The organism is Halomicrococcus gelatinilyticus (assembly GCA_024227995.1).
GTDB lineage: Archaea > Halobacteriota > Halobacteria > Halobacteriales > Haladaptataceae > Halomicrococcus > Halomicrococcus gelatinilyticus.
Window position 1 is genome coordinate 278,935 of record CP100465.1, and the last position, 24,904, is coordinate 303,838.

The 24,904-nt window shown below is 67.9% G+C and carries 24 protein-coding genes and 1 tRNA gene; 11 read left to right on the plus strand and 14 right to left on the minus strand.

The features are described 5' to 3' along the window. The first annotated feature begins 149 nt into the window (after positions 1 to 149). Positions 150 to 1,295: a DUF373 family protein gene (locus tag NKT36_RS01440; RefSeq protein WP_327052170.1), complete on the plus strand. Its 1,146-nt coding sequence runs from the start codon at positions 150 to 152 to the stop codon at positions 1,293 to 1,295. 135 nt (positions 1,296 to 1,430) lie between these two features. Next, positions 1,431 to 3,023, plus strand: coding sequence for a DUF7289 family protein (locus NKT36_RS01445; RefSeq protein WP_327052171.1), 1,593 nt, complete (start codon positions 1,431 to 1,433; stop codon positions 3,021 to 3,023). Here NKT36_RS01445 and NKT36_RS01450 read toward each other — a convergent pair. The 9 genes from NKT36_RS01450 to NKT36_RS01490 form a co-directional block, all read right to left on the minus strand. Then, on the minus strand, positions 3,020 to 3,757 hold the full coding sequence (locus NKT36_RS01450; RefSeq protein ID WP_327052172.1) for a DUF7289 family protein: 738 nt from the start codon (positions 3,755 to 3,757) through the stop codon (positions 3,020 to 3,022). The two genes, NKT36_RS01445 and NKT36_RS01450, sit on opposite strands and share 4 nt — an antisense overlap. Further along, positions 3,754 to 4,191 carry a DUF7266 family protein gene (locus NKT36_RS01455; protein WP_327052173.1) on the minus strand — a complete coding sequence of 146 codons (438 nt, stop codon included), beginning with the start codon at positions 4,189 to 4,191 and terminating at the stop codon, positions 3,754 to 3,756. The genes NKT36_RS01450 and NKT36_RS01455 overlap by 4 nt, the downstream gene beginning before the upstream one ends. 32 nt (positions 4,192 to 4,223) lie before the next feature. Further along, positions 4,224 to 5,180, minus strand: a complete 957-nt coding sequence (locus NKT36_RS01460) for a DUF7261 family protein (RefSeq protein WP_327052174.1) — start codon at positions 5,178 to 5,180, stop codon at positions 4,224 to 4,226. Continuing rightward, the gene (locus NKT36_RS01465; RefSeq protein ID WP_327052175.1) at positions 5,174 to 5,800 is read right to left on the minus strand and encodes a DUF7288 family protein; all 627 of its coding nucleotides are present in this window, start codon (positions 5,798 to 5,800) and stop codon (positions 5,174 to 5,176) included. The genes NKT36_RS01460 and NKT36_RS01465 overlap by 7 nt, the downstream gene beginning before the upstream one ends. Continuing rightward, a complete protein-coding gene (locus tag NKT36_RS01470; RefSeq protein WP_327052176.1) occupies positions 5,794 to 6,264 on the minus strand; it encodes a DUF7287 family protein in 471 nt (156 codons plus the stop codon). Before NKT36_RS01470 ends, NKT36_RS01465 begins: the two co-directional genes overlap by 7 nt. After that, positions 6,261 to 8,312, minus strand: a complete 2,052-nt coding sequence (locus NKT36_RS01475) for a type II secretion system F family protein (RefSeq protein ID WP_327052177.1) — start codon at positions 8,310 to 8,312, stop codon at positions 6,261 to 6,263. The genes NKT36_RS01470 and NKT36_RS01475 overlap by 4 nt, the downstream gene beginning before the upstream one ends. Then, the gene (locus tag NKT36_RS01480) at positions 8,309 to 11,884 is read right to left on the minus strand and encodes a type II/IV secretion system ATPase subunit (RefSeq protein ID WP_327052178.1); all 3,576 of its coding nucleotides are present in this window, start codon (positions 11,882 to 11,884) and stop codon (positions 8,309 to 8,311) included. Before NKT36_RS01480 ends, NKT36_RS01475 begins: the two co-directional genes overlap by 4 nt. A 524-nt stretch (positions 11,885 to 12,408) precedes the next feature. Next, positions 12,409 to 12,481, minus strand: a tRNA-Arg gene (locus tag NKT36_RS01485). A gap of 34 nt (positions 12,482 to 12,515) precedes the next feature. Then, a complete protein-coding gene (locus tag NKT36_RS01490; RefSeq protein WP_407652192.1) occupies positions 12,516 to 12,791 on the minus strand; it encodes a twin-arginine translocase TatA/TatE family subunit in 276 nt (91 codons plus the stop codon). 163 nt (positions 12,792 to 12,954) lie between these two features. Between NKT36_RS01490 and NKT36_RS01495 the strand changes: the two genes are divergently transcribed. Next, the gene (locus NKT36_RS01495; RefSeq protein ID WP_327052179.1) at positions 12,955 to 13,632 is read left to right on the plus strand and encodes a VOC family protein; all 678 of its coding nucleotides are present in this window, start codon (positions 12,955 to 12,957) and stop codon (positions 13,630 to 13,632) included. A gap of 4 nt (positions 13,633 to 13,636) precedes the next feature. Here NKT36_RS01495 and NKT36_RS01500 read toward each other — a convergent pair whose 3' ends face one another. The 4 genes from NKT36_RS01500 to NKT36_RS01515 form a co-directional block, all read right to left on the minus strand. Beyond that, positions 13,637 to 14,413 carry a helix-turn-helix transcriptional regulator gene (locus NKT36_RS01500; RefSeq protein ID WP_327052180.1) on the minus strand — a complete coding sequence of 259 codons (777 nt, stop codon included), beginning with the start codon at positions 14,411 to 14,413 and terminating at the stop codon, positions 13,637 to 13,639. Between the two features lie 195 nt (positions 14,414 to 14,608). Continuing rightward, complete coding sequence (locus NKT36_RS01505) at positions 14,609 to 14,899, minus strand: DUF5779 family protein (protein WP_327052181.1); 291 nt, start codon at positions 14,897 to 14,899, stop codon at positions 14,609 to 14,611. A 127-nt stretch (positions 14,900 to 15,026) separates the two neighbouring features. Beyond that, complete coding sequence (locus tag NKT36_RS01510; protein WP_327052182.1) at positions 15,027 to 15,479, minus strand: ferritin-like domain-containing protein; 453 nt, start codon at positions 15,477 to 15,479, stop codon at positions 15,027 to 15,029. 139 nt (positions 15,480 to 15,618) lie between these two features. Continuing rightward, positions 15,619 to 16,842: an HD domain-containing protein gene (locus NKT36_RS01515; protein WP_327052183.1), complete on the minus strand. Its 1,224-nt coding sequence runs from the start codon at positions 16,840 to 16,842 to the stop codon at positions 15,619 to 15,621. A gap of 109 nt (positions 16,843 to 16,951) precedes the next feature. On the opposite strand from NKT36_RS01515, the gene cofD reads away from it, so the two are divergent. The 6 genes from cofD to asd all read left to right on the plus strand — a co-directional run bounded on the left by cofD (position 16,952) and on the right by asd (position 21,565). Further along, positions 16,952 to 17,944: a 2-phospho-L-lactate transferase gene (gene cofD / locus NKT36_RS01520; protein ID WP_327052184.1), complete on the plus strand. Its 993-nt coding sequence runs from the start codon at positions 16,952 to 16,954 to the stop codon at positions 17,942 to 17,944. Further along, complete coding sequence (locus NKT36_RS01525) at positions 17,944 to 18,735, plus strand: tRNA-dihydrouridine synthase (protein ID WP_327052185.1); 792 nt, start codon at positions 17,944 to 17,946, stop codon at positions 18,733 to 18,735. The genes cofD and NKT36_RS01525 overlap by 1 nt, the downstream gene beginning before the upstream one ends. After that, the gene (locus NKT36_RS01530; protein ID WP_327052186.1) at positions 18,732 to 19,565 is read left to right on the plus strand and encodes a triphosphoribosyl-dephospho-CoA synthase; all 834 of its coding nucleotides are present in this window, start codon (positions 18,732 to 18,734) and stop codon (positions 19,563 to 19,565) included. The genes NKT36_RS01525 and NKT36_RS01530 overlap by 4 nt, the downstream gene beginning before the upstream one ends. Next, on the plus strand, positions 19,562 to 20,140 hold the full coding sequence (locus tag NKT36_RS01535) for a DUF447 domain-containing protein (protein ID WP_327052187.1): 579 nt from the start codon (positions 19,562 to 19,564) through the stop codon (positions 20,138 to 20,140). The genes NKT36_RS01530 and NKT36_RS01535 overlap by 4 nt, the downstream gene beginning before the upstream one ends. 143 nt (positions 20,141 to 20,283) lie before the next feature. Then, positions 20,284 to 20,457, plus strand: coding sequence for a 30S ribosomal protein S17e (locus NKT36_RS01540; protein WP_327052188.1), 174 nt, complete (start codon positions 20,284 to 20,286; stop codon positions 20,455 to 20,457). A gap of 73 nt (positions 20,458 to 20,530) precedes the next feature. Beyond that, a complete protein-coding gene (asd, locus tag NKT36_RS01545; RefSeq protein WP_327052189.1) occupies positions 20,531 to 21,565 on the plus strand; it encodes an aspartate-semialdehyde dehydrogenase in 1,035 nt (344 codons plus the stop codon). 1 nt (position 21,566) lies between these two features. Here the strand turns inward: asd and NKT36_RS01550 are convergent, their stop codons facing one another. After that, on the minus strand, positions 21,567 to 22,343 hold the full coding sequence (locus NKT36_RS01550; RefSeq protein WP_327052190.1) for an SDR family NAD(P)-dependent oxidoreductase: 777 nt from the start codon (positions 22,341 to 22,343) through the stop codon (positions 21,567 to 21,569). A 215-nt stretch (positions 22,344 to 22,558) separates the two neighbouring features. Between NKT36_RS01550 and NKT36_RS01555 the strand changes: the two genes are divergently transcribed. Then, entirely contained in the window at positions 22,559 to 23,638 is a 1,080-nt protein-coding gene (locus NKT36_RS01555; RefSeq protein ID WP_327052191.1) for a putative sulfate/molybdate transporter, read from the plus strand. Positions 23,639 to 23,663: 25 nt separating this feature from the next. Then, entirely contained in the window at positions 23,664 to 24,851 is a 1,188-nt protein-coding gene (locus tag NKT36_RS01560) for a lactate 2-monooxygenase (protein ID WP_327052192.1), read from the plus strand. Positions 24,852 to 24,904: the final 53 nt, after the last annotated feature.

The following is a 24,904-nucleotide window of genomic DNA, read 5'->3' on the forward strand; positions in this document are numbered from 1 at the left end:
GAATCCCCACGAGAGGTAGGCGAGCCAGCTACAAAGGGCTTCGCGCCGTCCGCCGGGACGCTTCCCGGGAGTTCGTTCGGTGGTCCCTCGGAACTATCACCAGTACCGTAGACATTTTTATCCCCTGGCCGTCTTGGTCGGAACGACGAATGAGCACGCTGGTCGTCTGCGTCGACCGGAACGACGACATCGGACGCAAGACCGGGCTGACGATGCCGGTCGCCGGCTGGGAGGCCGTCCGATCGCTCGTCACCGAGGTAGGCCTCGCGGACCCGGAGGACTCCAGCGTCAACTGCCTGCTCGAGTCGCTCCGGGTCGCCCGTGACCTGCGGGACGGCGACGAGGAGACGGTGGTCGCGGTCATCTCAGGCACCGCCGAGACGCGCGTCGGCGCGGACCGCGCGGTCGCCGCCCAGATGGACCAGCTCGTCGAAGAGTACGACCCGGACTCGGCCGTCGTCGTCATCGACAGCGCCGAGGACGAGCGTCTGGTCCCCATCGTCGAGAGCCGCGTACAGGTCGACGCGGTCGACCGCGTCGTCGTCCGGCAGGCCCGCGACATCGAGTCGACCTACTACCTGCTCAAGCAGTTCCTCGCCGACGAGGAGTTGCGCCAGACGGTCCTCGTCCCGACCGGCATCGCGCTCATCGCGTTCCCCATCCTGCTGATACTGACGGGGCCCGCCATCGCGACGTCGGCCATCACGACCGTCATCGGCCTGTTCGTCCTCTACAAGGGGCTCGCCATCGGCGACTACCTCCGCGACCTCCCTGCGCAGGCCCGCGACGCCCTCTACTCCGGCCGGGTGTCCATCGTCACCTACGTCGTCGGCGCGGGGCTGTCGCTCATCGGCGTGTTCGCCGGCGCGCTGAAGGTGTCCTCGCCACCCTTCACCGGAACGGAGGGCTACCTGATGCCCGTGATGGGGTTCGTCTACGAGGGCGTCCCCTGGATCGCGGTGGCCGCACTCGCGGCGAGCACGGGGCGACTGCTCGACGAGGCCATCCGCAACGAGCGGGTGCGCAACTCCTATCTCAACCTCCCGTTCGGCGTCCTGGCGGTCGGCCTCGTCGTCCGCGGCTTCTCCGCATACTTCCTGCAGAGCCAGGGGTTCGTCGCCCCTGTCGTCGTCCCGCACGTGGAGATTGGACAGACGTCCCTCCCCAAGTTCGCCCTCGAACCTGGCGCGCGCCTCGCGGTGTACGTCGTCCTCGGCGTGTTCGTCAGCCTCGTCGGCGTCCGGATAACGTCGTACGTCAGCGACACCACGTTCGAGGAGGAGATTCCGGAGTGAGCGGAGCAGCGAACCATCTCCGAGCCCGGTCGGCCTGATTTCGTAGGGCGTCCAAGCGCGTATCGACCGGACGTGTTCCGTTTCGGTGACGTTTAGACGTACATTTAATACTCCCTGTTCACAAACGTATTCAACATGACCGGTCCGGTGTCGGAAAGAACGGAGACAGAACACCGGGCACAGGCGTCCCTCCTCGGCCTCGTGTTGTTGATAGGTATCGTGTCCGTCAGCATCATCGGCGTTCTCCTCGTCGGTTCGGCGGCGATGAACGAACTGGAGGGCTCTATCGGCGTCCAGAACGCCGAGCACGCGATGCGGGAGGTCGACGTCCGGTTGAGCCAGGTCGCGTTCAGCGCGAACGACGCCCACACGCTCGACTTCACGGGACAGAACGGTAACGTGGAGGTCACGAGCAACGGGAAGATGATTATCTCGATGGCTGGCGGTTCGAACCAGTCGTGCCGCGAGGAGATAGCGTTCGGTTCCATCCATTACCGTGGAAAGAACGGCGCGACCGTCGCGTACCAGGCCGGCGGCGTCTGGAAGAAGACGGAAGGCGGCAGCGTGATGCTCTCGCCACCGGACATGCAGTACCGGAACGGAACCTTCAGCCTCCAGATGGTGAACGTAACGGGGTCGGCCAGCGGCTCGGTGCGGAAGCTCCGTGCCAGCAAGGACGTCACTGCCTCGCGCGCTGCCAGCAAGGAGTTCAGGGAGGCGTTCCAGGGCTGTAACCCGCCGGAGAACGCGACGCTGACCGTTCAGAGCAACTACTACGAAGCCTGGGCCGATTTCTTTCGCTCGCACGTCGAGACAGGCTCGGTGACGACCGACCACGGGAACGAGACCGTGACGATGTCGATAGTCATGAGCGGCGCGACGACCAGTGGCGGGAACCAGAGCATCAAGGTGGACCACGACGCGACGGTCACGACCGAACTTCTCAGCACGGAGATATCGGGGACGACAACCGATACAGTCTGCACGGACTGGTCGTGGTGGGGCTGCGAGGACTACGAGACCATCTACTACAAACTGAACGCGCCGATAAACATGCGAGTCAACGTCGGCGATGAGACATACAGGCCCTGGGGGGACGTGAACGGGACGGGGACCGCAATCGAGAAGGACGTCAACGATCCGACTGACGACGGGACGTATCTCGACGGCCCCACTGCCAGCAGCGAGTACAGGACGTTCACCGCCAACGTGTCCGCGGGCGAGAACATCAGCGTCGGCGCGACCGGCTACGAGATCCAGGGATACGACAAGGATGCATACACCGAGATCGCCCTCAACGGGTACACCTGGCGCTCGGTGCGAACCACCGACGCGGGCGACGTCACTGCGAACATCGTCGTCGACGCGGACGGGAGCGACGGCCAGAACGAGGGGAACGTGGTCGTGCTCGCGGACGGGGACGAGGTTCCGAACTACGGGTCCGCGAACGTCGAACAGCGGAACATGTCGCAGGTGCTCGGCCATCGGATGAACGAGTCCGGGTATCTCCGACTCGACCAGAACGAATTCGTCCTCGTCTACGAACTCTCCTGTAGCAACGTGACGACGGCCGACATCGGTACGTCGACGTGCGGGAGCGGCGACCCCGACTACAACGACGCCGTCGTGCTCGTCACCATCGAAGAGACCGGACGGGTGGGGGCAGCCGAGAACTTCCGCTTCCACGTCACGATGAACCAGGTCCGGGTCGAATCGAAGAGCAGCTAAACTCGGAATTCGACCGTGATCGCGGTTCGACGCACGACCGCCGTGTCGGCGGAGCATTCGTACCACGAACCGTTCTTCGACCATCCTGCGTCGTCGAGATACCGTTCCCAGGCCGCTCGCGTCGGTGACGACGACACCTGCACCCGAACGGTCGTGTTCCCGGCCTGTGGCGTCGCGTCCTGTGGAAAGAGGAGTTCGGAACCATGCGACCGTCCGACGATGAAGACAGAGCCCTGCTTGCTCACCGACGTCGTTTCCGTCGACTCGATGCGAACCGTCGAGACGACCGCGCTCCCGTTCGAGCAGTGAAACGCCGGTTCGTGGACCAGAACGTTGCCGGCGTCACTCGCCCTGAAGACGGCGCCGTGGTCGTACCGGATTCGTCGCTCGTCGAACTCGTACGTGAGCGCCGCACCGCCAGACGTCCAGTTCCAGGGCGAAGCAGCCCCTGACCGCTCGACCTGGACGCGGAGACGGCTGCCGTCGTTCTGCCTGATGATGCCGTTCGCGAGGCGGATCTCACCGGCGCGAGCGGGCGCGCGCCCCTGCTGGAGATCGTCGAACGTGGTCGCCAGGGCGACGAACGCTCGTTCGGCGTTCTTCACCTGCTCGGACTCACGCGCCTCCGTCAACGAGCCGATGCCGCTGACGTAGAGCACGCCGACGGACGCGACGATGATGGAGAAGACCAGGACGAAACTCACCATCTCGCTGACCGCACGGCCCTCGCTCACGGGTCCGTCACCTCCAGCGTCCCGGCGGAACGGTCGTATCGGACGATTATCGCACCGCCCGTGACACTGCTCCGCGCCGCGGGCGTATCGGTGGTGAACGGCACGGTCACGGTGACGTCACCCGCGCTCAGTACGAGACACTGTGGCCCGTCGCACGGCGAGTCGCTGCCGGTCCGTATCAGAACAGTGTAGGACGACCCGACCACGCGCGTGGGATGGGTGGTCCGGAGTCGCACCGTCGACTCCGTCCCGGCGACGACGAGTCGGTCGGCGGTGACCAACTCGTTCGCCAGGCGCTCACCCACGACGGCGAGTTCGTTCCGGGTCGCGCTCTCCGTCCGGTCGTCGAGGACACCGCCAGCAGCCATGATGAGACCGCTCATCAGGACGGTCGTTATCGCGACCGTCAGGACGTACGTCACTGTGGTCGACACCGCCCTGTCGCACGTCTGCGTCCCTGCTCCCGTCATGGTTCGTAGAGCGTCGCGTTGGTCCGGTCCCGGTAGGTCGAGTCCGGGGTGACGTAGCTGAACGTCGCCTCGACCTCGTAGGCGACGAACGTCCGGTACGGTGACACCGACGCCGTGGTGTTGACGGCCGGGAGCGTCGCCGCCGTTCCGTTCAACACGACGGAGTAGGTCCCGGTCGCGTTGTCGCCGTTGAGGTACGCGATGTCGTACGGGCCGACGAGCCCGGAAGCGTAGTCGAACGTGCACGGCCCGGGAGTGGTAGTCCCGTTGCGCAGGTCTATCGTGAGGTTTCCGGCGGTGACGTCCGGACACGTCGACGGCGCGACGGAGGTGCCGTTCGTCCGCACGGACACGTTGCCGTCCTGCCGGTAGGTCGTGAGGTTCCAACGGTCGCTTCCGTCGGTGACCGAGAGCCGGAATCCGTCGCTGGCCGACGTGTCGTTCGCCGGGTCGACGGTCAGCACGTACTGCCGGGGGTCGGCGTTGCGAGCGACCGTCCAGTTTTTGCGTCCGTCGTCACCGAGGAGCGATGTGCTTCTGTTGTCGTGTACGATGGCGTACCCTATCGTCGCGTTCCGAACGTCGACGGAGAGTGTGGCAGGGGCACGCCTGGCTTCTGCGATGCCGAGGAGGGCCGCGTACCGGTGAGCGCTCTCGTCGAGTGCCGTCTCCAGTTCGCCCTCGTTCGCGTACGTCTCGTTGTAGTTCGTCCCGTCGACGAGCGGTGCGAGGTCGTTACGGACGACGAGTGTCACGTCAAGCGAGTCGCTCGCCGCAGCCGTCGCCCCGTCCTGGACGACGTTCTCGGTGAACAGCACCGTGTTCAGGACGACGACGACGCCGACCAGCGCGACGGCGATGACGACGGCGCCGACGAGGATGAGTTGCCCTCGGTCGCCGTTCGACGGACCGGAGTCACCCTGCCCCTGCAGGCCGCGTCCATCGTTCACCATACGACCATGCGCACCTCCACGACGTTGTACACGGGGCCCGGGTCGACGTCGGGAGCGTAGAACTCGTTTTCTGCGAGCGAACCGAGGTTCGCTCCACCGGCGTCTTCCGGTGCCGTGAGCGTCATGTCGTCGTACAGAACGACGGTGTACGTTGCTGTCACCGCGTTCGAGGACGGTACGCCGCGATAGACGACGCGCCTGGTGACCGTCTCTGTCGGGTCGGGCGCCGTACGGTAGCGAACGTACAGGTTGTAGACGAACCCGCGCTCGGTGAAGGTAGCGTTCGTCGCCTGGCCGAACGAGTCACAGACGGTATCGGGCGATCTAGCGGGAGCGCACGGTGGCAGGGAACCATACCCGGTTTCGGTGCTGGACGCGTAGGCGAATCCACCGCTCGCGTTCCAGTACAGGATCATGTCGTCGAGCGTCCCGTCAGAACCGGCGGTCCGGAGCAGGTCGTTGGCCTGTGTCCCGAGCTGGGTCTTCACGCTCTGGTCGACCGTCCCGGCGGTCGTCGGGGTGAGGACGACGGACTGGAGCGCGAACAGCATGGCGGTGAGGACGATCATCGCACCGACGAACCCCTCGAGCGTGTACGCCTGTCCGCGTTCGCTCACCATACTCTCACCGTAAGATGATACGTCGAATCGTTCAGGACCACGACGCGCGTTGCCGCGGCGGTCGGTCCGTCGCTGATCGGAACGCCAGCACGCGCGTCGATTCCGGGCGTCCCGATGCGAGCGACCTCTCCCGTCCTCGGGTCGACGACGCTGACGTTCACGTCGCTCGTCGCCGGGACGCCGAGCGACTCTCTGAGCGTGGTCACGTTTCCGTCCTCGAAGAAGGACTTCGTCCGGTTCACGGAGAGCACGTTGCGAGCGTCGTCCTCCGAAAGCGTCGTCAGCACCCTCGTCGCGCCGCGGTCGGCCCGCGCCGTCGTTTCGTCGTCGATCGGCGCGGTGAACGGGGCGAAGATGCTCGGAACGAAGGCGACGACGAACGCCACCGCCAGCAAGAAGACGCTGATTCCCATGGTGTAATCGTTCAGGGTCTGTCCCCTGTCGTCGATCCGTCGATCGATCATCCGACCACCATCCAGACGGCGAGTGCAACCGTTCCGAGCGACACGACGAACTTGACGCCGGACAACAGGTCAGCGGACCTGATGTATCCCGCCACCAGTCCGGAGAGGATGGCCTGCATCGTCACCGCGTGGAAGAACAGCATCGACAGCATCTGCGTGTCGATAGCACCCCCGAAGCTCATCCCGGACGCGTTCGCGCCCGCCGCCTCCGTGCCGCTAGCTCCGCCCGCTCCCGTCGCCTGGGTCGTCAGTCCGGCCATCACGTCGAGAAACTGCGTCTTCAGGATGGCCATCACGGCCAGCAGCGTGAGGTAGGTCATCACGATGATGACGACCTGCATCCGGGCGCGCGACTGGCGCTCGCGCTCGATGTCGTCCTGGTTCTCGCTCGCCTGCGCGGCGGTCGAGAGCACGGTCGAGATCTGGCTCGACGCCTCCTGGGCCTTGGTGATGAGCTTCACCGTCCGCGCCAGCCGCGGGATGTGGTATCGGTTGTTGAACTCCACGAGCGCGGCTTTCATGCTCATCCCGTACTCGACTTTCGCGTGGATCTCGTCGAACTCGTCGGCGAGCGTCCCGACGGAGGTGTCGGCGACCGTCCGGACCGACTCCACCAGGGTGAGGCCGGTGTCGTTCGCGCTCGACAGCTTGCGCAGGTTGTCCGACAGCTTCGCCGTTATCGTGCGTCGCGACCGCACGTTCCACTCCCGGAACACCGCCAGGGGAATACCGTTGACGTACAGCGGCACGTACACGTAGACGAACGTCGACCAGATGGGGTTCGCCATGAGACCAGTGAGCGACGTGGCGACGCCGCCCGACAACGCGGTGCTGAGCACGTAGGCGATCGACGCAGGGACAGTGACGACGAGCACGTACAGGGGGTTGTCGCGGAAGAAGACGTGCGGGCGCTTGAGGACCTCCTTCGTCACGTACGTCCCCTCGCGACTCCTGATGCGGTCGAAGACGGCGAAGTCGCCGACGTACCGTTCGACGACGCCGAGATGGAGCAGACCCGCGCCCGTCGGCTGCGAGTCGAGGCGCTCGTTTCCGACGGGGTCGAGGTAGCCGTTGCCGGGGTCGTCCTGTTTCACCGTCGAGACGAGCACGAGGAAGCCGACCCCGGTCAGCGGGATGAGCCCGTACACCGTCGCGTACAGCATCTCCTTTTTCGCCTGGCCGAGCATGCTCATGATGACGAGGATGATGATGAGCAGCAGGGGGAACAGCGACAGCGTCATGTACATCTCGCCGAACAGCTCCAGGGTCTCCAGCGTCCGTTCCTGCTCCTGCTGGGCGGTCCGCATGTGCTTGTCCTTCTTGTCGTCGAGGAAGTCAGTCATGTTCCCGCCGCTGTTGACGATGGAGAGCATGTCCGTGAGGAACTGTCCGAACTCGTCGCTCGGCGTCTCCAGCGACCGCTTGCGGATGGCCGTCCGGTAGTCCGTGTCGAAGTACTCCGTCTCCTGGACGATGCTCTGGAACTCGCGGGCCACCTCGCCGTACGTGTCGTCGGCCTTCGCCATCGCCTCCAGGATCTCGAGTTGGTTGAGGCCTCCGACCGAGAGCGCGTACATGAACGAGACGGCGTCCGGCAGCAGCATGTTGATCTCCCGCCGCCGGGCTGACGCCCGGGTGTACGGGATGGCGACGATGGCCGCGAATCCGAGCGAGAACCCCACCGCGCCGAAGACGAGGCCGGTCGTCACCACCAGCGCCGGCACCTTCAGCGCGTTCAGCAGGGCCGCCGTCGACTCCGAGACGGGCATCCCGAGGAGGATGCCCACCTCCACGATGCCGGTCACGAAGAGCAGGTAGCCCACCGCCGTGCCGACCAGCCACAGCACGAGTCCGGCCAGCGACCCCACCGCGAGGCCGCGCGAGAGGTACAGCTCCGCGGTCTCGGCCATCCGCGCCTCGGCGAGCTTCCGCTCCAGATCGGCGACGAAGTCGCTGTTCTCGTCGAACAGCCGGTCGTAGAGGGGGTAGAACGCGTCGGCGAGTGCGTCGGCACTCGTGTCGGCACTGTGGGCCGACCCGAGGCTCATCCGTCGTCCTCCCCGACGCCCTCGCGGTCGTCCGCGACTTCGCCGACGTCGTCGACGTCGGCCTCCTCGAACTCGCCGAACGATTCCTTCTCGTCCTCGTCCTCCGGCGTTCCCACGGCGTCGCCAGGCGGGCCCTCCGGCAGGTCGTCTAACACGTCCCCGTCGATCAGGTCGTCGCTCTCGGCGACCTCCTCGCTTGCGTCGGTCCCGGTCGCGAACGGCGGCCGGTCGTCGGCGAGCGCGTCGGCCGCGTCGTCCGGTTCCGCAGCACCCGCGAGGGCGACGGCGAGGCCGTCCTCGTCGACCGTCACGTCGACGTACCGGTCGAACAGCCGCTCCTCGGCCTCGTCCAGCACCTCGCCGGCGCGCTCGTACATCTCCTGGTCCGGGTCGGGACGGGGGACCATCTCCTCCTTCTCGGGGTCGATGTCGATGTGGACGCTCTCCATCTCCCGGAGGTCCTCCAGGCTCTCCTCGAGCTTGTCGGAGGCGACCAGCGCGAGGATGGTGTCGGGGTCGTTGATGAACGCCTGGACGGTGGCCGCGACCTGCGTGTAATCGTTCAGCCCGTTCCGGATGAGGTACGCCAGGATGGTCCGGCGCTTGAGGATCTCCTCGTCCAGGCGCTGCTGGTCCCACCCGCGGTCGAACATGATCTCGTCGAGCGTGTTCGACCCGGTCATCTGCTCGTGCTCGTCGTCCTCCGCCCGCCACTGGAACACGTCCTGGACGTTGATCTCGTCGTTCTCCGTGTCGTAGTGGTTGATCTCCGTGAGCGACTTCGCGCGGCGCACCTTGCTCCCGTGGACCCGCGTCTGGGTCTGGATGGAGACGAGGTCGAGCGCCGTGAACAGCGTCTTCGAGACGTTGATCGGTTCGGTCGTGAACCGCTTGAGCACCTCGCCGACCGTGTCCGCGTGGAAGGTGGTGTACGTCGTGTGGCCGGTCGACATGACCTGGAACAGCGTCCGGCCCTCCTCGCCGCGGATCTCGCCCATCACGATGTAGTCGGGGCGCTGGCGCAGCGCGGCCTCCAGCAGGTCGAACTCGTCGACGTCGCCGCGGCCGTCGTCGGAGAACGAGGGCCGGGTGACGCTCGCGATCCAGTTGCGCTGGGGGAGCTCGACCTCCCGGGTGTCCTCGATGGAGACGATCTTCGTGTTCGAGGGGATGAACAGCGAGACGGCGTTCAGGCTCGTCGTCTTCCCGGAGGCGGTGCCGCCAGCGAAGATGAGCGACTTGTGGTTCTCGATGGCCAGCCAGAGGAACGCCATCTCGTCCAGCGAGAACGTGTTCCAGTTCACGAGGTCGATGGGCGTGAACGGGACGTCCTTGAACTGTCGGATGGTGTAGTTCGTCCCGTGGTCGGACACCTCGCGCCCCAGGGTCAACTGCGCGCGGGAGCCGTCCGGTAGGGTGGCGTCGACCTGCGGCTGGCGCTTGCTGATTCCCTTGCCGGACCGCTGGGCGAGCTTCACGACGAAGTCGTCGAGCTCCGACTGCCCGTGGTGGACGTTCGTGATGATCTGCTCGTAGTCCGTGTGGTAGACGAACACCGGCGAGTTGTAGCCGTCGCAGGAGACGTCCTCGACGTTGATGTCGTGTTTGATGCCGTCGATGCGCTCGTACCCGATGAAGTCGCGCTTGAGCAGGTGCAACAGCTTCTCGACCTGGTACTCCGTGAGCTCGTCGGCGTCCTCCTCCAGCAGCGCCGGCTCCGGCCGCGCCATGATGCCGTCGAGTCCGCCGACGTCGTCGGCCTCGTGCTCCTCGATTATCGTCTCGACGCGTCCGCGTATCCGGCTTCGGACGCTCTCGTCGGCGCGGAAGTCCGCCCACTGCGCCCGGAACGCCTGCCAGTGCTCCGACAGCGTCCCGGTATCCTCGGCTCCTTCCCCGTCGTCATCGTTGTTGACGCTCTCGCTCCGGTCGGCGTCCGGCCCGGGACGCGCGTCGTCGTTCGGAACGCCGTTCCCGGGCAGCACCGCCCGTCCGTCGTCGCTCGCACTGTCGGGTGGCGACGCCTCGACCGCCGTCCCACCGCCGTCCGTTTCGGCGACCGTCGCTTCGGCGTCGGTTCCAGACGGGGTCGGTTCGTCGTCCGACGCAGCGGTCGGCAGTTCGTCCTCGGAGTCCGACTCCCCGTCCATCGATTCCGCGTCCGACGCGTCGTCGTTCCCCCGGACGAGGTACGGCTCGACGCGCTCGCGGAGAGGCTCGACCCGCTCCCGGACCGGTTCGAGCTGTTCGCGAACGGGACCGGCCTTCCGGCCGAGCGCAGACAGCGCCTCCCCCGTCTCGTCGCGCGCCCGGCCGGCGTACTGGCTCGTCTCCTCGGCGTAGTGCTGCCAGGTCTCGCGCGCGTCGTCGTAACGATCGAGCGTCTCGTCGAGGAACTCCGCGACGTCGTCGTCGCCCTCCGAGTAGAGGTCGTACCGGTCGAGCAGGCGGCGCGTCTCGCGTTCGATCACTTCGGCCCGCGCCTCGTCCTCGTTCTCGACGACCACGTCGTCGCTGGCGTACTTGATGGACGTCCGCAACTTCCCCGTCAGGAACTCCAGGAGGTCGTCCTCGATGGCCGTCCGGTACGGCTCGACGAGGTAGTACTTCGTCTCGTTCTCCTTCTCGGAGTGGAAGATGACGACGAGCGCGTACGGCTTGTTCACCCAGTAGCGGTCGACCTCGCGGAAGTGGGTCTTCTTCGGCATGTCGACCGCCCGCTCCAGGTCGTAGCGGTTCACCAGCGTGGTGTGCCCTTCGACGGTCGAGAAGAATGCGTCCTCGTCGAGGTCCTCTGGGACGTCGAGCGTTCGCTCGTCCTCCACGTCGAGCAGTTCCGCGGCCTTCGCCGCTCCCTCCGCGAGCAGGTCCGGGAGGTCGTCCTCCTCGAACCCCAGCCATTCGGACTTCTCGAACGCCTCTATCTCGCCGTCCTCGTCGGTCGGCCGCTCGGGCGCGGTGACGTCCGTGTCGGTGTAGTAGTACTCGTACTTGAAATGCTCCCAGCGGTACTCGCCGACGGTGACCGGCGTCGTCGCGGGGTCGAGGAACTCCTCGAAGCGTCCGCTGGCGCGGTCGGCCGCGAACCCGCCGCGGAACAGTCGCTCCTGCAGGTCGTCCTCGGGGAACCCGAGCCACTCGTCCGGGTCGAACTCGACGGGGTCGCCCGCCTCGTCGGTCGGGAGTTCGTGCGGTTTCTCGCGGTCCTCGTCGTAGTAGTACTCGTAACGGAAATGTTCCCAGAGGTAGTCGCCCAGCACGACCTCCGTCTCCTCCGGGTCGAGGTACGTCTCGAAGAACTCGCTGAGCGCGACGGCGTCCGCGGCGGCCGAATCGACGCGCTCGCGGGTCTCGTCGGGGTCGAACCCGAGGTGTTCCTCGGCGTCGAACGGCCGAGGCTTGCCCCGCCAGTTCGTCGGCGGGCTCCCCTCCTCGTAGAAGAACTCCTCCTTGAAGTCCTCCCACGTATACTCCCCCACCGCGACGCGCGCGGGGAGGCCGTCGGAGAGGCGGACGGCGTCCGGTCCTGCGCTCTCGTCACCACCGAGCGCTTCGGACTCCTCGCTTGCCATTGACTATCGACAGTAACTAATCCATTAAAAAGCCTTGTTAAAATCAATATACATTATTTTTCTGTCCTTTACCGCGTGACGTTGTCGCTGTCTTTCGTTCACGTCATTCCCGAACGCTGAGGTGATTCACGTGCCGTCGCAGAGGGGGGAGAACCGGACGCGTCGAACGACGCGTCCACGACGCCTGACGTCAGCGTCCGCGGTGTCGACAAACTGTCGAACCGCACTACAGCGTCCCGACCGATACGTAATAAAACTTTCAGTGGCGGCGAATCGACAGGTCGAGTCGGGTTGATAGCCGACACTGTCCGCTTCGTCCCGCGCGACCTCTCCGATTAGAATCCCGCACGCGTCGCTATTCGACTCGCTTCGCTCGGACGCTGCGACTCCCGGGTTCGAATCCCGTTCCGGTTCGTTCGACGGTTCGCGATGCTCACCGTCTCACTGCACGGGCGTGGCGGGACTGAGCGAACGCTTCGCGTTCGCGAGGGTCGCCACGGCCGCGACCGAACGAAGTGAGGGAGCGGGCGTGGCGGGATTCGAACCCGCGATCGAGAGGTTAGGAACCTCTCGCCCTGTCCGCTAGGCCACACGCCCTGACAGTAACTACAGACAGGCCGCAGAAAAACGGTTACTTTTCAGATTCGCTTTCCGTCTCGACGTCGGCGTCCGTTTCGACGTCGGTGTCCATCTCGGTGGCTGCCGTCGTGGTGTCGCTGGACTGCATCTCCTGCAGTTCCTGTTCGACCTCTTCGCGGCCCTTCTTGAACTCGCCCATGGCCTCCCCGGTGGAGCGCGCGAGTTTCGGGATCTTGTTCGCGCCGAACAGGAGCACGGCGATGAGCAGGATGACGGCCAGTTCCATCCCACCCGGCACCGGGCCGAACAGTGGTATCATTTCGAACATCCTCTAGCGTTTTCTTACCGACTGGCGATTATAGGCTTTTTGCTCGTCGTCGTCCCGCTTCCGCCCGAAACGAGCACCTGCTCCATCCAGCGAAGCGACGGAGGGCGCACGTGTCGTCCTTGTCGACCGACGTTTTATGCGTCGCCGCTGTCTACTTCGACCCATGCTCACGGGGTTGCGCTGGCTCGCGCTCGAAGCGAAGTACCTCGACCGGGCGCGGGAGTTCTACGGGTCGCGACTCGGACTCCCGGTCCGCGAGGACGGCGACGGCGAGGCGACCGTCGAGGCCGGCGACCATCGGCTGGTCCTCAGGGAACCCGGCGACGTCCCGCGCGGCGGTCTCCACACCCACTTCGCGTTCGCCGCGCCCGCCGACCGGTACGACGAGTGGTACGACCGCCTCGCGTCCGACTTCGACCTCGTGGAACACCAGTTCGGATCGGCCCGCTCGCTGTACTTCTACGACCCGGACGGCAACTGCGTCGAGATCGGGACGCGCGGCGAGGGGACCGACCCGATCACGGGCATCTTCGAGGTCGTCCTCGAGGTTGAGGATCTAGACCGCGCCGAGTCGTTCTACACCGACCTCGGGTTCGAGACGTACGACCGGGGCAGCGAGCGACGACGCATTCGGATGGGCGGTCCCGTCGACCTCGAACTGTGGGAACCGCAACTCGGACTGGCCGACGCCCGCGGTGGCGTCCACGCCGACGTCGGGTTCTCCGCCGACGACCCCGGGGCCACCGCCGAGCGCGTCGCCGACCGCGCCTGTCGCGTGGAGTCGGTGGGTGACGGGGTTCGGATCCGCGACCCGGACGGCCACTACCTGACCGTCAGCTAGCGTCCTACTGGTGGGCAGCCAGGAACTCCTCGGGCGACCGGGCCTCCGCCCAGTAGCGTTCGAACAGTTCCATCCCCCACTGCCGGGCCCGCTCGGACTCGACGACGAACTCGGTACGAGGGTCGTAGGCTCCGTCCAGCGTCGGTAGCGACAGAAGCACGCAGTCGTCGGTCACCGTCAGGGCGAACGGGACGTCCGCGACGCGGACCGCACCGACGTCCTCGTCCGATTCCTCGTCCGCCTCGTCCATCAGGTCCTCGAGAACGCCCGTGTCGAGGACGAGCCGCAGGCCCTCCCCGCGAGCGGCGTGGTCGAACCGCTCGTTGTAGATCGGAGTGATGACCGAGACGCTGTCGGCGTCGTGCAGACGGCGCTCGATCTCCCGGACCGCACGCGACGGTCGCGTCTCGGTCGCGCGCACGACCTCGCCCCCGGCGAGGTCCGCGAGTCGCTCCCTGAACGCGGTCGGTAACGCGGTCACGTCGTGTCGTCGCCAGTACTCTGGGGCGGATTCGAGAACCGTCTCCGTCTCCCGCTGTCGTTCGATGAGGTCGGCGACGACCGTCCCGGCGCCGGTCGGATACCACCGTTTCTGGTCGGGCGAGTGTATCAGATCGCGCTCGTCGAGTTCGGTCAGCGCGTTGTACACCGCCGATTCGCTCGCCAGTCCACTGTCGAGTAGCGCCTGCGTCGAATCGCAGCCCTCGACGACGGCCCTGAGCACGCTCGTGCGCGCCCCCGACCGGAGGACGTACTCGACGGAGGACCCGTTCTCCTTCATGCGCGTACACCCGTATTCGTCCCCGATAGGTCTTTTCCGTATCGCTCGTCTCGACGGGCGTTCACCTCTCCGGTGGTGTCAGGTTCGATACGGGAGAGAACACCCCTCGTAGCCGGTCGGTGGCGTGGGTACGTCCCCGTCGACTGGACGGCACCGTCGTCCGACGGCACCGCCGGCGACCGAGCGACCTCCGCGTTACAGTTCGTCCGTGTCGATCTCGACGTCGCCGGGGGCGACGATGAGGAACTCCCGGAAGTGGACGAGGTGGCCGTCACGTCGCTTGACGGCGGGAGCGAGGTCCGCGGCGAGTTCGTTCAGATCGCCGTCGATGGCGAGCACGAGAACGTGTCCACGACCGACGGCAGCGGCCCGTTCCGCCGCCGGTGTCGTCCCGTCGAGCACGCCGAGGATGACGCGCGCCTCCTCGTTTTCGTCGATCTCGTCCTCGACCGCCTGGAGGTCGAGGTCGAATCCCGAATTTCCCATAGAGAGCGTCTCACACTCACCCGAGAAAAATCCTTGCCTTGGTCAGGCGCTGGATTATACTGTCCGTCCGTCACGACGAGCGGTGCGGACGGTCGGTCTGGCGTGGCGACGTCGTCCTCGCGTCGCCTCACTTGTCGTATTCGCGCTTGAACCCGCGGAACTCCGTGCGGTGGGCCTCCTCGTCGCTCAGGATGGTGACGCCCAGGTCCTCGGTCACCGGGTCGTCGGCGTCGCGGGCCGCGTTGATGAGCGACCGGTACGTCTCGATGGCGTCTTCCTCTGCGTCGAGGACGCCGTCGATGACGGAGAGGACGTCGGTGCTGTCCTCCGGCGGCTGGAGGCTCTCCTGGTGAGCTTCGAAGTCGTAGGAGGCTGGCGGGCGCTCGTCGAGTTGCTTGAGCCGCTGTCCCAGCATCTCGGCGTGACTGAGCTCCTCCTGGATGTCGGCTTCGAGGCTCTCTTTCACCTCCTCCGCGCTCACGCCTTCGAGGACGATGGAGTTCGTCAGGTAGTTCATCACCGTCTCGATCTCGTCGCCGTAGGCCTTCTTCAGGGTCTGTGTTACCTCGTCGGTCGTCATGCGTTCTCACGTACGCCGTGACGTCCCGTTACCGTTGTGGCAGAACCGCCGTTCGGACGGGGTCCGGCCGTCGACCGCTGGCCCGACCGTCGACGGTTCCGGGCGGACGCGGACCGCTGGCAGCCACCGAGTGCTCCACTCACTCGAAGTCGTCGAGCGTCGTCCGCACCCCCGTCCGCACCGTGCTGACGAGCGCGCCGTCGGTGTCGAGTCCCAGCACCCGCTCGGCCGCGGCACCGACCGCGTCGGTCGCGTCGTCGGGCGCGTAGACGCCGAGGCGCCACTGGTCGCGCTGGACCTGCTGGAGCGCCCGGACGAGCGTCGACTGCCGGGCGAGCGGGCGGACCTCGCCGTTGACGATGACCCGTGAGGACGACTCCGTCATGTTCGGGCGACCCGGCACGTCCAGGATGACGTGGTCGGGGTCGACGCCCGCGTCGGTCGCGACGTCTCGCTCGTACTCGCGGACGGCCTCGTGGTCGGCGTCGATTACGGCGTCGGGGACGTCGTCCATCTCGGCCCACACGGCGCGCTTGTAGAGGTCGCGCTCCGAGAGCCGTCGGGCGTACTCGGCCGTGTCCGCGTTCGTCCGGAGGGCGACGAGCAGGTCGTGGTCGTCCATCCGGCGCAGTTGCTCGGCGTCGACGTCCGGCGCGTCGAGCAGCCGCTCGCTGGCGCGCTGGACCATCGACTTGCTGATGCGGGTGACGTGGTGGCGGTAGACGGTGGGGTTCATCAGCGCCCGCGCGACGAGCAGGCTCTCTGCGGTCTGGACGTTCCCTTCCTCCAGGACGAGTTCGCCGTCGAGGAACGTGAGCCCGTGGACGAGCCGCTCGTGGTCGATGGTGCCGTAGGGGACGCCGGTGTGGTGGGCGTCGCGCACGAGGTAGTCCATCCGGTCGACGTCGAGTTCGCCCGAGACCAGCTGGCCGAGTTCGCCATCGCCGGCGATGAGCCCCGCGATGGCGTCGGGGTCGAGGTCGTGGTCGCGGAGCACGTCGGCCACGGGCGAGTCGGCGAGCAGGTCCGCGACGTCGTCGTGGTAGTTGCCCGTCCGCCGGTGGACCAGGTCCTCGACGGTGTGGCTGTAGGGACTATGGCCGACGTCGTGCAGCAGCGCGGCGGCGCGGACGCGTTCGGCCTGCCGGCCCCCGATGCCGATGGAGTCGAGCGCCTCGCAGGCCAGGTGATAGACTCCGAGGCTGTGCTCGAAGCGCGTGTGGTTCGCGGAGGGGTAGACCAGCCGCGCCGTTCCGAGCTGTTTGATGTGCCGCAGTCGCTGGACGGCGGGGGTGTCCAGCAGGTCGCGGGCGACGCCCTCGACCGTGATGTGGTCGTGGACGCTGTCCTTGATGGTGGTCATTGGCGGTTCTTGGTCGTCATCGCATAAAAAAGACGGTCGGAATCCTGCGTATGAATCCGGGCTTGCGCGGAGCGCAAGCGTTTACACCGCCGAACACGCACCTCGGCGTATGACGACGTTTCTCTCCGGGGGGACGGGCACCCCCAAGCTCCTCGACGGGGCCCTCGACGTCTTCGCGCCTGCCGAGACGACGGTCGTCGGCAACACCGGCGACGACGTCGAACTCGGCGGCCTGCTCGTCTGTCCGGACGTCGACACCGTGCTCTTCCAGCGCGGCGGTGAACTCGACCGTGAGACGTGGTGGGGTATCTCCGGCGACACGACCGCGACCCACGACGAACTGAAGCGACTCGCCGACGCGGCAGGTCTCGCGGGCGGCCCGCGCTACCTCCCGGAGGAGCGCCAGACTGACGGGCGGGACATCGCTCGCTGGCGTCGGTTCTCCGGCGTCGCCGAGTTCATGGAGATCGGCGACCGCGACCGCGCGGTCCACGTCACGCGAACGAGCCTGCTCGACGAGGGGCACACGCTCACGGAGGCGACCCGGACGCTGGCCGACGCGTTCGACCTGACCGTCGACCTCGTGCCGGTGAGCGACGACCCCGTGGCGAGCATCGTCCACACGCCCGGCGGCGAGATGCACTTCCAGGAGTTCTGGGTGGCGCGCCGCGCCGAACCCGAGGTGCTCGACGTGGAGTTCCGGGGGGCAGACGACGCCTCGCCCGCGCCGCCGGTCCTCGACGCGCTGCACGGCGAGCAGGTCGTCGTCGGGCCGTCGAACCCCGTGACGAGCATCGGGCCGATGCTCACGGTCGAGGGCGTCCACGAGGCGCTCGACGCGGCGACGGTGGTCGCCGTCTCCCCGTTCGTCGAGGACGAGGTCTTCTCCGGGCCGGCCGCGAAGCTGATGGACGCGGTGGGGTACGACCCGAGCACCGCCGGGATGGCGGAGGCGTACCCCTTCGCCGACGCGTTCGTGCTGGACGACGCGGACGGCACGGCCCTCGACCGGCCCGTGGTCCGCACGGACACGGAGATGAACGACCGCACGGACGCGACCCGGGTCGCCCGGGCTGTCGAGCGCGCGCTGGAGGTGGCCTGATGTTCGCGCCGCGCGTCGCCCTGGCCAGCCTGAGCGGCGAGTCGGACGCAGACTGGGCGCGGGCGGCGAGCGACCTCGTCGGCGCGGCGTTCCTCGGCGGCCTCGCGCTGGACGCCCCGACCCGCGACGCGGCTCGACGCATGGTCGACGACCGCGACCGCGAGGAGTTCCTGCCCGACGACCCGGTCGCGTTCGTCGACAGCCAGCTTTCGGCGCTCGACGATGCCCCGCTGCGGGCGGGCGTGAACGTCCGCGCGGCGTCACCCGACCCCGTCCGGGAGGTCGCCGCGGTCTGTCGCGACCACGACGCCATCCTGGAGGTCAACGCCCACTGCCGGCAGACGGAGATGTGCGACGCGGGCGCGGGACAGTCCCTGCTCCGCGACCCGGACCGCCTCTGCGAGCAGGTCGCGGCGGCCGCCGCCGCTGGGGCGACGACGAGCGTGAAGGTCCGCACCGAGGTCGACGGCGTCGACCTCCCGGAACTCGCCCGGGCGCTCGCGGCGGCGGGCGCGGACGCGGTCCACGTCGACGCGATGGACTCGGAGGGCGTCGTCGCCGCGGTCGTCGACGCCGCCGACTGCTTCGTCGTCGCGAACAACGGCGTCCGGGACGCCGCGACCGTCCGCGAGTACCTCGCGAACGGCGCGGACGCGGTGAGTGTGGGCCGGCCGAGCGACGACCCGGCGGTGCTCGCGCGGGTCGCCAGCGCGACGAGCGAGTGGTTCCACGGTCGCGAGGGGGCGGAGAGCGAGGACCGTTCCCTGGAGACGGCGGGTGATGCGACGTGACGCCGGCGGAGAACGCCCAGCTGGCGCTGCTGCTGGAGGTCGCGGGGACGCCCAAACCAGGGAACGTCGACCGCGAGCGCGACCTGCCGGATCTCCGCTTCGAGCACTTCCTCGCCGGCGCGGTCGGCGCGGGAGCGGGACTTCGCGCGGCGGAGGCAGGCGCGCCGGTCGGCGAGGCGTTCGAGCGCGCGGTCGAAGGCATGAGCCAGCAGGAGGGCGACAACACGCAGTTCGGCTCGCTGTTGCTGCTCGTCCCGCTCGTCCGCGCGGCGAGCGAGGGCGAACTGACGCCCGAGCGCGCGTCGGCGGTGGTGGAGTCGACGACGGTCGCGGACGCCGCGGACTTTTACCGCGCGTTCGAACACGTCGACGTGCTGGTCGACGACCCGCCCGAGGACGTTCCGGACCTGGACGTCCGCCGGGGTGCCGACGCCGTCCCGGCGGTGGAGGAGCGCGGCGTCACCCTGTACGACGTGATGGCAGTCTCGGCGGACGAGGACGGCGTCGCGCGCGAGTGGACCGGCAGGTTCGCCCGCACCTTCGACGCCGCCGAGCGTCTCGGGAAACTGACTGGACCGACCTCGGACCGCGCCGCGCAGGTGTTCCTGGAACTGCTAGCCGAGGAGCCGGACACCCTCGTCGCGACGGCACACGACCGGGAGACGGCCGAACGGGTGCGCGAACGCGCCAGGGCCACGCTCGACGGCCAGGAGGACCCGACAGCGCTCGCCGACGAACTGGTCGAGCGCGGCGTCAACCCGGGGACGACCGCAGACGTCGTGGCGGCCGGGCTCTTCGTCGCGCTGGAGCGCGGGGAGGTGTCCGTGTGACTCGTCCAGAATGGCCCGTCGAACTGACGGGGGTCACCGAGTCGGTCGTGACGACGCTCGGCCCGAACGGGCTGTGGAACGTCGCGGCGCTGGGCCTGCACGCCGGGGACCCGGTGACGGCGACGACATTCGGCAACACCCGGACGCGCCGGAACTTCTACCGGCAGGGCGAGGGGTACGTTCTGTTCACGCGCGACCCCGTCCTGTTCGTCGACGCGACGCTGGCCATCAGGGAAGAGGACGACCCGGTGCTCGACGCGGCGGACGCGTGGGTCGAGGTGACGGTCGAACAGGTCGACGTCGACGAATCCGGCGGCACGCGCCTGGAGACGTGGGAACTGACGCCCGTCGACGCCAGCGTCGAGCGCGAGACCGTGCCGACGATAGACCGGGGGGTCGCGGCGGTCGTCGAGGCGACCGTCGCCGCCTCGCGACTGCACGTCGACACCTACGACGCCGCGGAGTTGCGCTCGCGGCTGTCGTACTTCGAGGAGGTCGCCCGGACGTGCGGCGGACCGCGCGTTCACGAGGCGTTCGACAGGCTCCGTGACCTTGTGGACGAAGGCGACAGGTAGCGCCCCCGAGCCCCGTTTCGGGGGGAAGACGACTGCGGTGGAGAGGTCGGTCCCACCATCGCCAGCGTCTCGCGGTCTGCCGCGAAGTTGCACGGCGAGGCCGAACGAATGCATTTAAGGGTGCCAGCCAGCAACGGACCAGTATGGCAATCAAACCGGACTACGTCAAGAAGACCGGGAACATCCTCCTGGAACGATACCCGGAAGCGTTCACGACCGACTTCGAACAGAACAAAGAGAGCGTCCAGAAGCTCACCAGCATCGACTCCAAGGGCGTCCGCAACCGCATCGCCGGGTACGTCACCCGCAAGAAGTAACGGTTCGCTATACTGCGGCAGATTCTGAGTCCGTCGAAAGCTACTTGCACGGAGCCTCGTTACTCGTTGGCACATGAGTGTACGAGTCGGAATCCTGGGTGGGACGGGGGCCGTCGGCCAGCGCTTCATCCAACTCCTCGACGGACATCCCGAATTCGAACTTGCTGCGATAACCGCGAGCGACGACAGCGCGGGGACGCCGTACCGCGACGCGGCCAAGTGGCGCGTCGATTCGCCGATACCGGACGACGTCGGCGACATCACGGTCCGTGCGACCGAACCGGACGCGGTACCGGACGACGTCGACCTCCTCTTCTCCTCGCTGCCCTCCGGCGTGGCCGCCGAGGTCGAACCGGACTTCGCCGAGGCGGGCTACGTCATCTCGTCGAACTCCTCGAACGCGCGGATGGCCGATGACGTCCCGCTCGTCATCCCGGAGGTGAATCCGGAGCACCTCGACGTGCTGGACGTCCAGCGCGACGAGCGTGGCTGGGACGGCGCGCTGGTAAAGAACCCGAACTGCTCGACCATCGCCATGGTCCCGACGCTCGCCACGCTCGACCGCTTCGGCCTGGACCGCGTCCACGTCGCGACCCTCCAGGCCGTCTCCGGCGCTGGCTACTCCGGCGTCACGTCGATGGAGATCATCGACAACGTCGTCCCGCACATCGGCGGCGAGGAGTCGAAGATGGAGACCGAGAGCAAGAAGCTCCTCGGCAGCTTCGACGGCGCGGAGATCTCGCTCCACGACGTCGACGTGTCGGCGTCCTGTAACCGCGTGCCGACCCTCGACGGCCATCTGGAGAACGTCTGGGCGGAGACCGAGGAGGACATCGAACCCGAGGACGCCGAGGACGCCTTCCGCGACGCACCGACGCTCGACCTCCCGAGCGCCCCGGATTCGCTCATCGAGGTGTTCGACGACCCCTCGCGTCCCCAGCCGCGTCTCGACCGGACGCTCGGCGGCGGGATGCAGGTCGCGGCCGGCGGCGTCCAGTCGACGCCGTCCGGCGTCCAGTACAACTGCCTCGCGCACAACACCATCCGCGGCGCCGCGGGTGCGAGCCTGCTGAACGGCGAACTGCTCGCCGACCGCGGCTGGCTCTAACTCAGACGTCCGGCGACTCCAGGACGTCGGGAACGCCGGCCGCCGCCACCGTCTCGCCGACGAGGTACGACGCGGCGGGGCTGGCGAGGAACTGCACGACGTCGGCGATCTCCTCGCTCGTGCCGACCCGCCGCTCGACGTCCTCACGCGCTATCTCGTCCGCCGAGATTCCCATCTGCGCTTCGAGGCCCGGCGTCGCCACGAACCCGGGCGCGACGCAGTTCACCCGCACGCCGTCGCCCGCCCACTCGTAGGCGAGCGACCGCGTGAGGTTGACGACGCCCGCCTTCGCCGCGCCGTAGTGACTCATGTACGGTGCGCCCTGTTGGCCGGCGACGCTAGCGACGTTGACGACCGACCCGCCGCCGTCCTTCAGGTGCTCGCCCGCCGCCTGGGTGCAGTGGTACGTTCCGGTGAGGTTGATCTCAAGCACCCGCTGCCAGCCGTTCGGGCTGATGTCGTCGAACCCGGCCATGAAGCTCGCGCCGGCGTTGTTGACGAGCACGTCCACGCCGCCGAACTCCTCAACCGTTGCCGCGACGAGCGCCACGACGGCGTCGCGGTCGGTCACGTCGCACTCGACCGCGAGCGCGCTCCCCGGGCGGTCGCTCTCGGCGATGCCCTCCGCGACCGGGTCGACGTTCTCCTGCTCGCGCGAGCAGACCACCACGTCCGCGCCGTCGGCGGCGAACTGCTCGGCGACGACGCGACCGATGCCACTCGATGCCCCGGTGACGATGGCCGTCGCGCCCTCCACGGAGAAGCGGTCACCCGTCACGCCGTCTCACCTCGCTGTAGTCGTTCGAACATAGTTACCGATTCACGCGACGGGGCAAAAATCCTGCCCGCGCCCCGGGACGACGCACGACGGGCGACCAGTGCATCGTCGCTCACGTAACCGCGCCGTAACCAGATACAGTTTCGCAACAGCGCCCGAGTGCCGAATCAGGGTTACTCAGTAAACCTATAACGGTTGCGTCCATTGGTGGGGGTATGGCTGTGGAGGTCTGGAACGGCGAGGAGCGACGGGTCGTCGTCTCCGTCGGCGAGGTGACGGGTGCCGTCGGCGACTCGGTGACCGTCCTGCCGGTGGTCGTGGCAGTCGCCGCTCTCACGGACCTCCACCTTCCCGTGCTCCTGCTGGGATTCGCGGTCTTCCAGTTCGTCTGGGGGTTCCGCTACGGCGTGCCGGTCTCGGTGGAACCGATGAAGGCGCTCGCCGGACTCGTGATCGCCGGCGCGCTGTCCGCCCCCGAACTCATGTCGGCCGGCCTGCTGGCGGGTGGCGTCCTGCTCGCGCTCGGCTCGGTGGGGGCCGTCGGGCGGCTGGCGGACGTCGTCGGCGAACCCGTCGTCCGCGGCGTCCAGTTGAGCGTCGCGCTCGTGCTCGCGAGAACGGGGCTCGGCCTGGGCGTCGCGGCGCCGGCGACGGCCACGCTGGCGGTGGGCGTCGCCGCGGTCGCCGTCGCGCTGGGGTATCGTCGCGCCAGCGCGCTGGCGGTGCTCGCGGTCGGCGTCGTCCTCGCGGGGCTCGACGTCGGCGTGCCGACAGCTGGTCTCCCCGCGCTCGCGCCCGGCGTCGGGTTCGCGTTCACGACCGACGGACTCGCCGCCACCGCCGGCCAGCTCGCGATGACGGTCGGGAACGCCGCCGTCGCCACCTCGCTGCTCCTCTCGGACCTCTACGACGCCGACGTCTCCCCCGACGAACTCGCGACGAGCATGGGCGCGATGAACCTCCTCGCCGTCCCGTTCGGCGCGATGCCGATGTGCCACGGCAGCGGCGGCGTCGCCGGGAAGTACGCTTTCGGCGCTCGCAGCGCCGGCGCCAACCTCGTCCTCGGCGTCCTGTACGCCACGGCTGCGCTGTTCGCGGCCGACCTCGTCGCCGCCTTCCCGCTCGCCGTGCTCGGCGTCGTCCTCGCGCTGGTCGCTGTCGAACTCGGGAAGGCGGGACTGGCCACCGAGCGCCGCTGGCTCGCCGTCGGCGTCGGCGTGCTCGGGCTCCTGACCAACGTCGGCGTCGCGTTCGTCGTCGGCGTCGGAGTCGACCGGTTGCGGAACAAAGTATAACTCGACTGGGACGTTCACGGCCGACATGGACGAACCATCCGAACCGTACGGTCCGGACCGCCAGAACGAGGTGTACGCGGCCGGGATGCTCGCCGACCAGACGCCCGACCTTCCCGCATCGCCGGAGGCGCTCGCCGAACTCGCCGAGGAGAAACTGTCCGAGGAGGCGCACGCCTACCTCGCCGGGAGCGCCGGCAAGGAGGACACCGCCCGCGAGAACCGGCGCGCGTTCGACCGCTGGCGCATCGTTCCCCGGACGCTCCGCGACGTCGACGAGCGCGACCTCTCGGTCCAGCTGTTCGACCAGGAGCTTCCCGTCCCCGTCCTGCTCGCACCCATCGGCGTCCAGTCCATCCTCCACGAGGAGGGCGAACTGGCGTCGGCGCGCGCCGCCGCCGACCTCGGCGTCCCGTTCGTGTCGAGCTCCGCGGCGTCCGAGACGATGGAGGACGTCGCGGACGAACTCGGCGACGCGACGGGCTGGTTCCAACTCTACTGGAGCACCGACCGCGAGGTGACCGCGAGCTTCCTCCGGCGCGCGGAGGAAGCGGGCTACGAGGCCGTCGTCGTCACCGTCGACACGCCGATGATGGGCTGGCGCGAGCGCGACGTCGAGAACGCCTACCTCCCGTTCCTCGACCAGGAGGGCGTGGCGAACTACTTCGCCGACCCCGCGTTCCGCGACTCGCTCGACGCGCCGCCCGAGGAGGACCCGAACGCCGCCGTCTGGCAGTTCACGGAGATATTCGGCGACCCGTCGCTCACCTGGGACGACCTCGACTGGCTCCGCGAGCAGACCGACCTCCCCATCGTGCTGAAGGGCGTCCTCCACCCCGACGACGCACGCGAGGCGCTCGACCGCGGCGTGGACGGCGTCGTCGTCTCGAACCACGGCGGTCGCCAGGTCGACGGCGCAATCGGAGCGCTGGCAGCCCTCCCGCGCGTCGTCGACGCGGTCGGCGACCGTGCGCCCGTCCTCTTCGACAGCGGGGTCCGCCGCGGCGCGGACGCGTTCCGGGCCGTCGCGCTCGGTGCCGACGCCGTCCTCCTCGGCCGCCCGTACGCCTACGGGCTGGCGGTCGACGGCGAGGACGGGGTCCGCGCGGTGCTGAAGAACTTCCTGGCCGACCTCGACCTGACGCTCGGCCTGTCGGGGTACGACGCCGTGGCGGACGTCGACCGCGACGCCGTCGTCGACGCCGAGGAACTGTAGGCGACGACCCATCGGAGCGCTGGCGTCAGAAACAGAGGAAAAGAGTTTGGGAA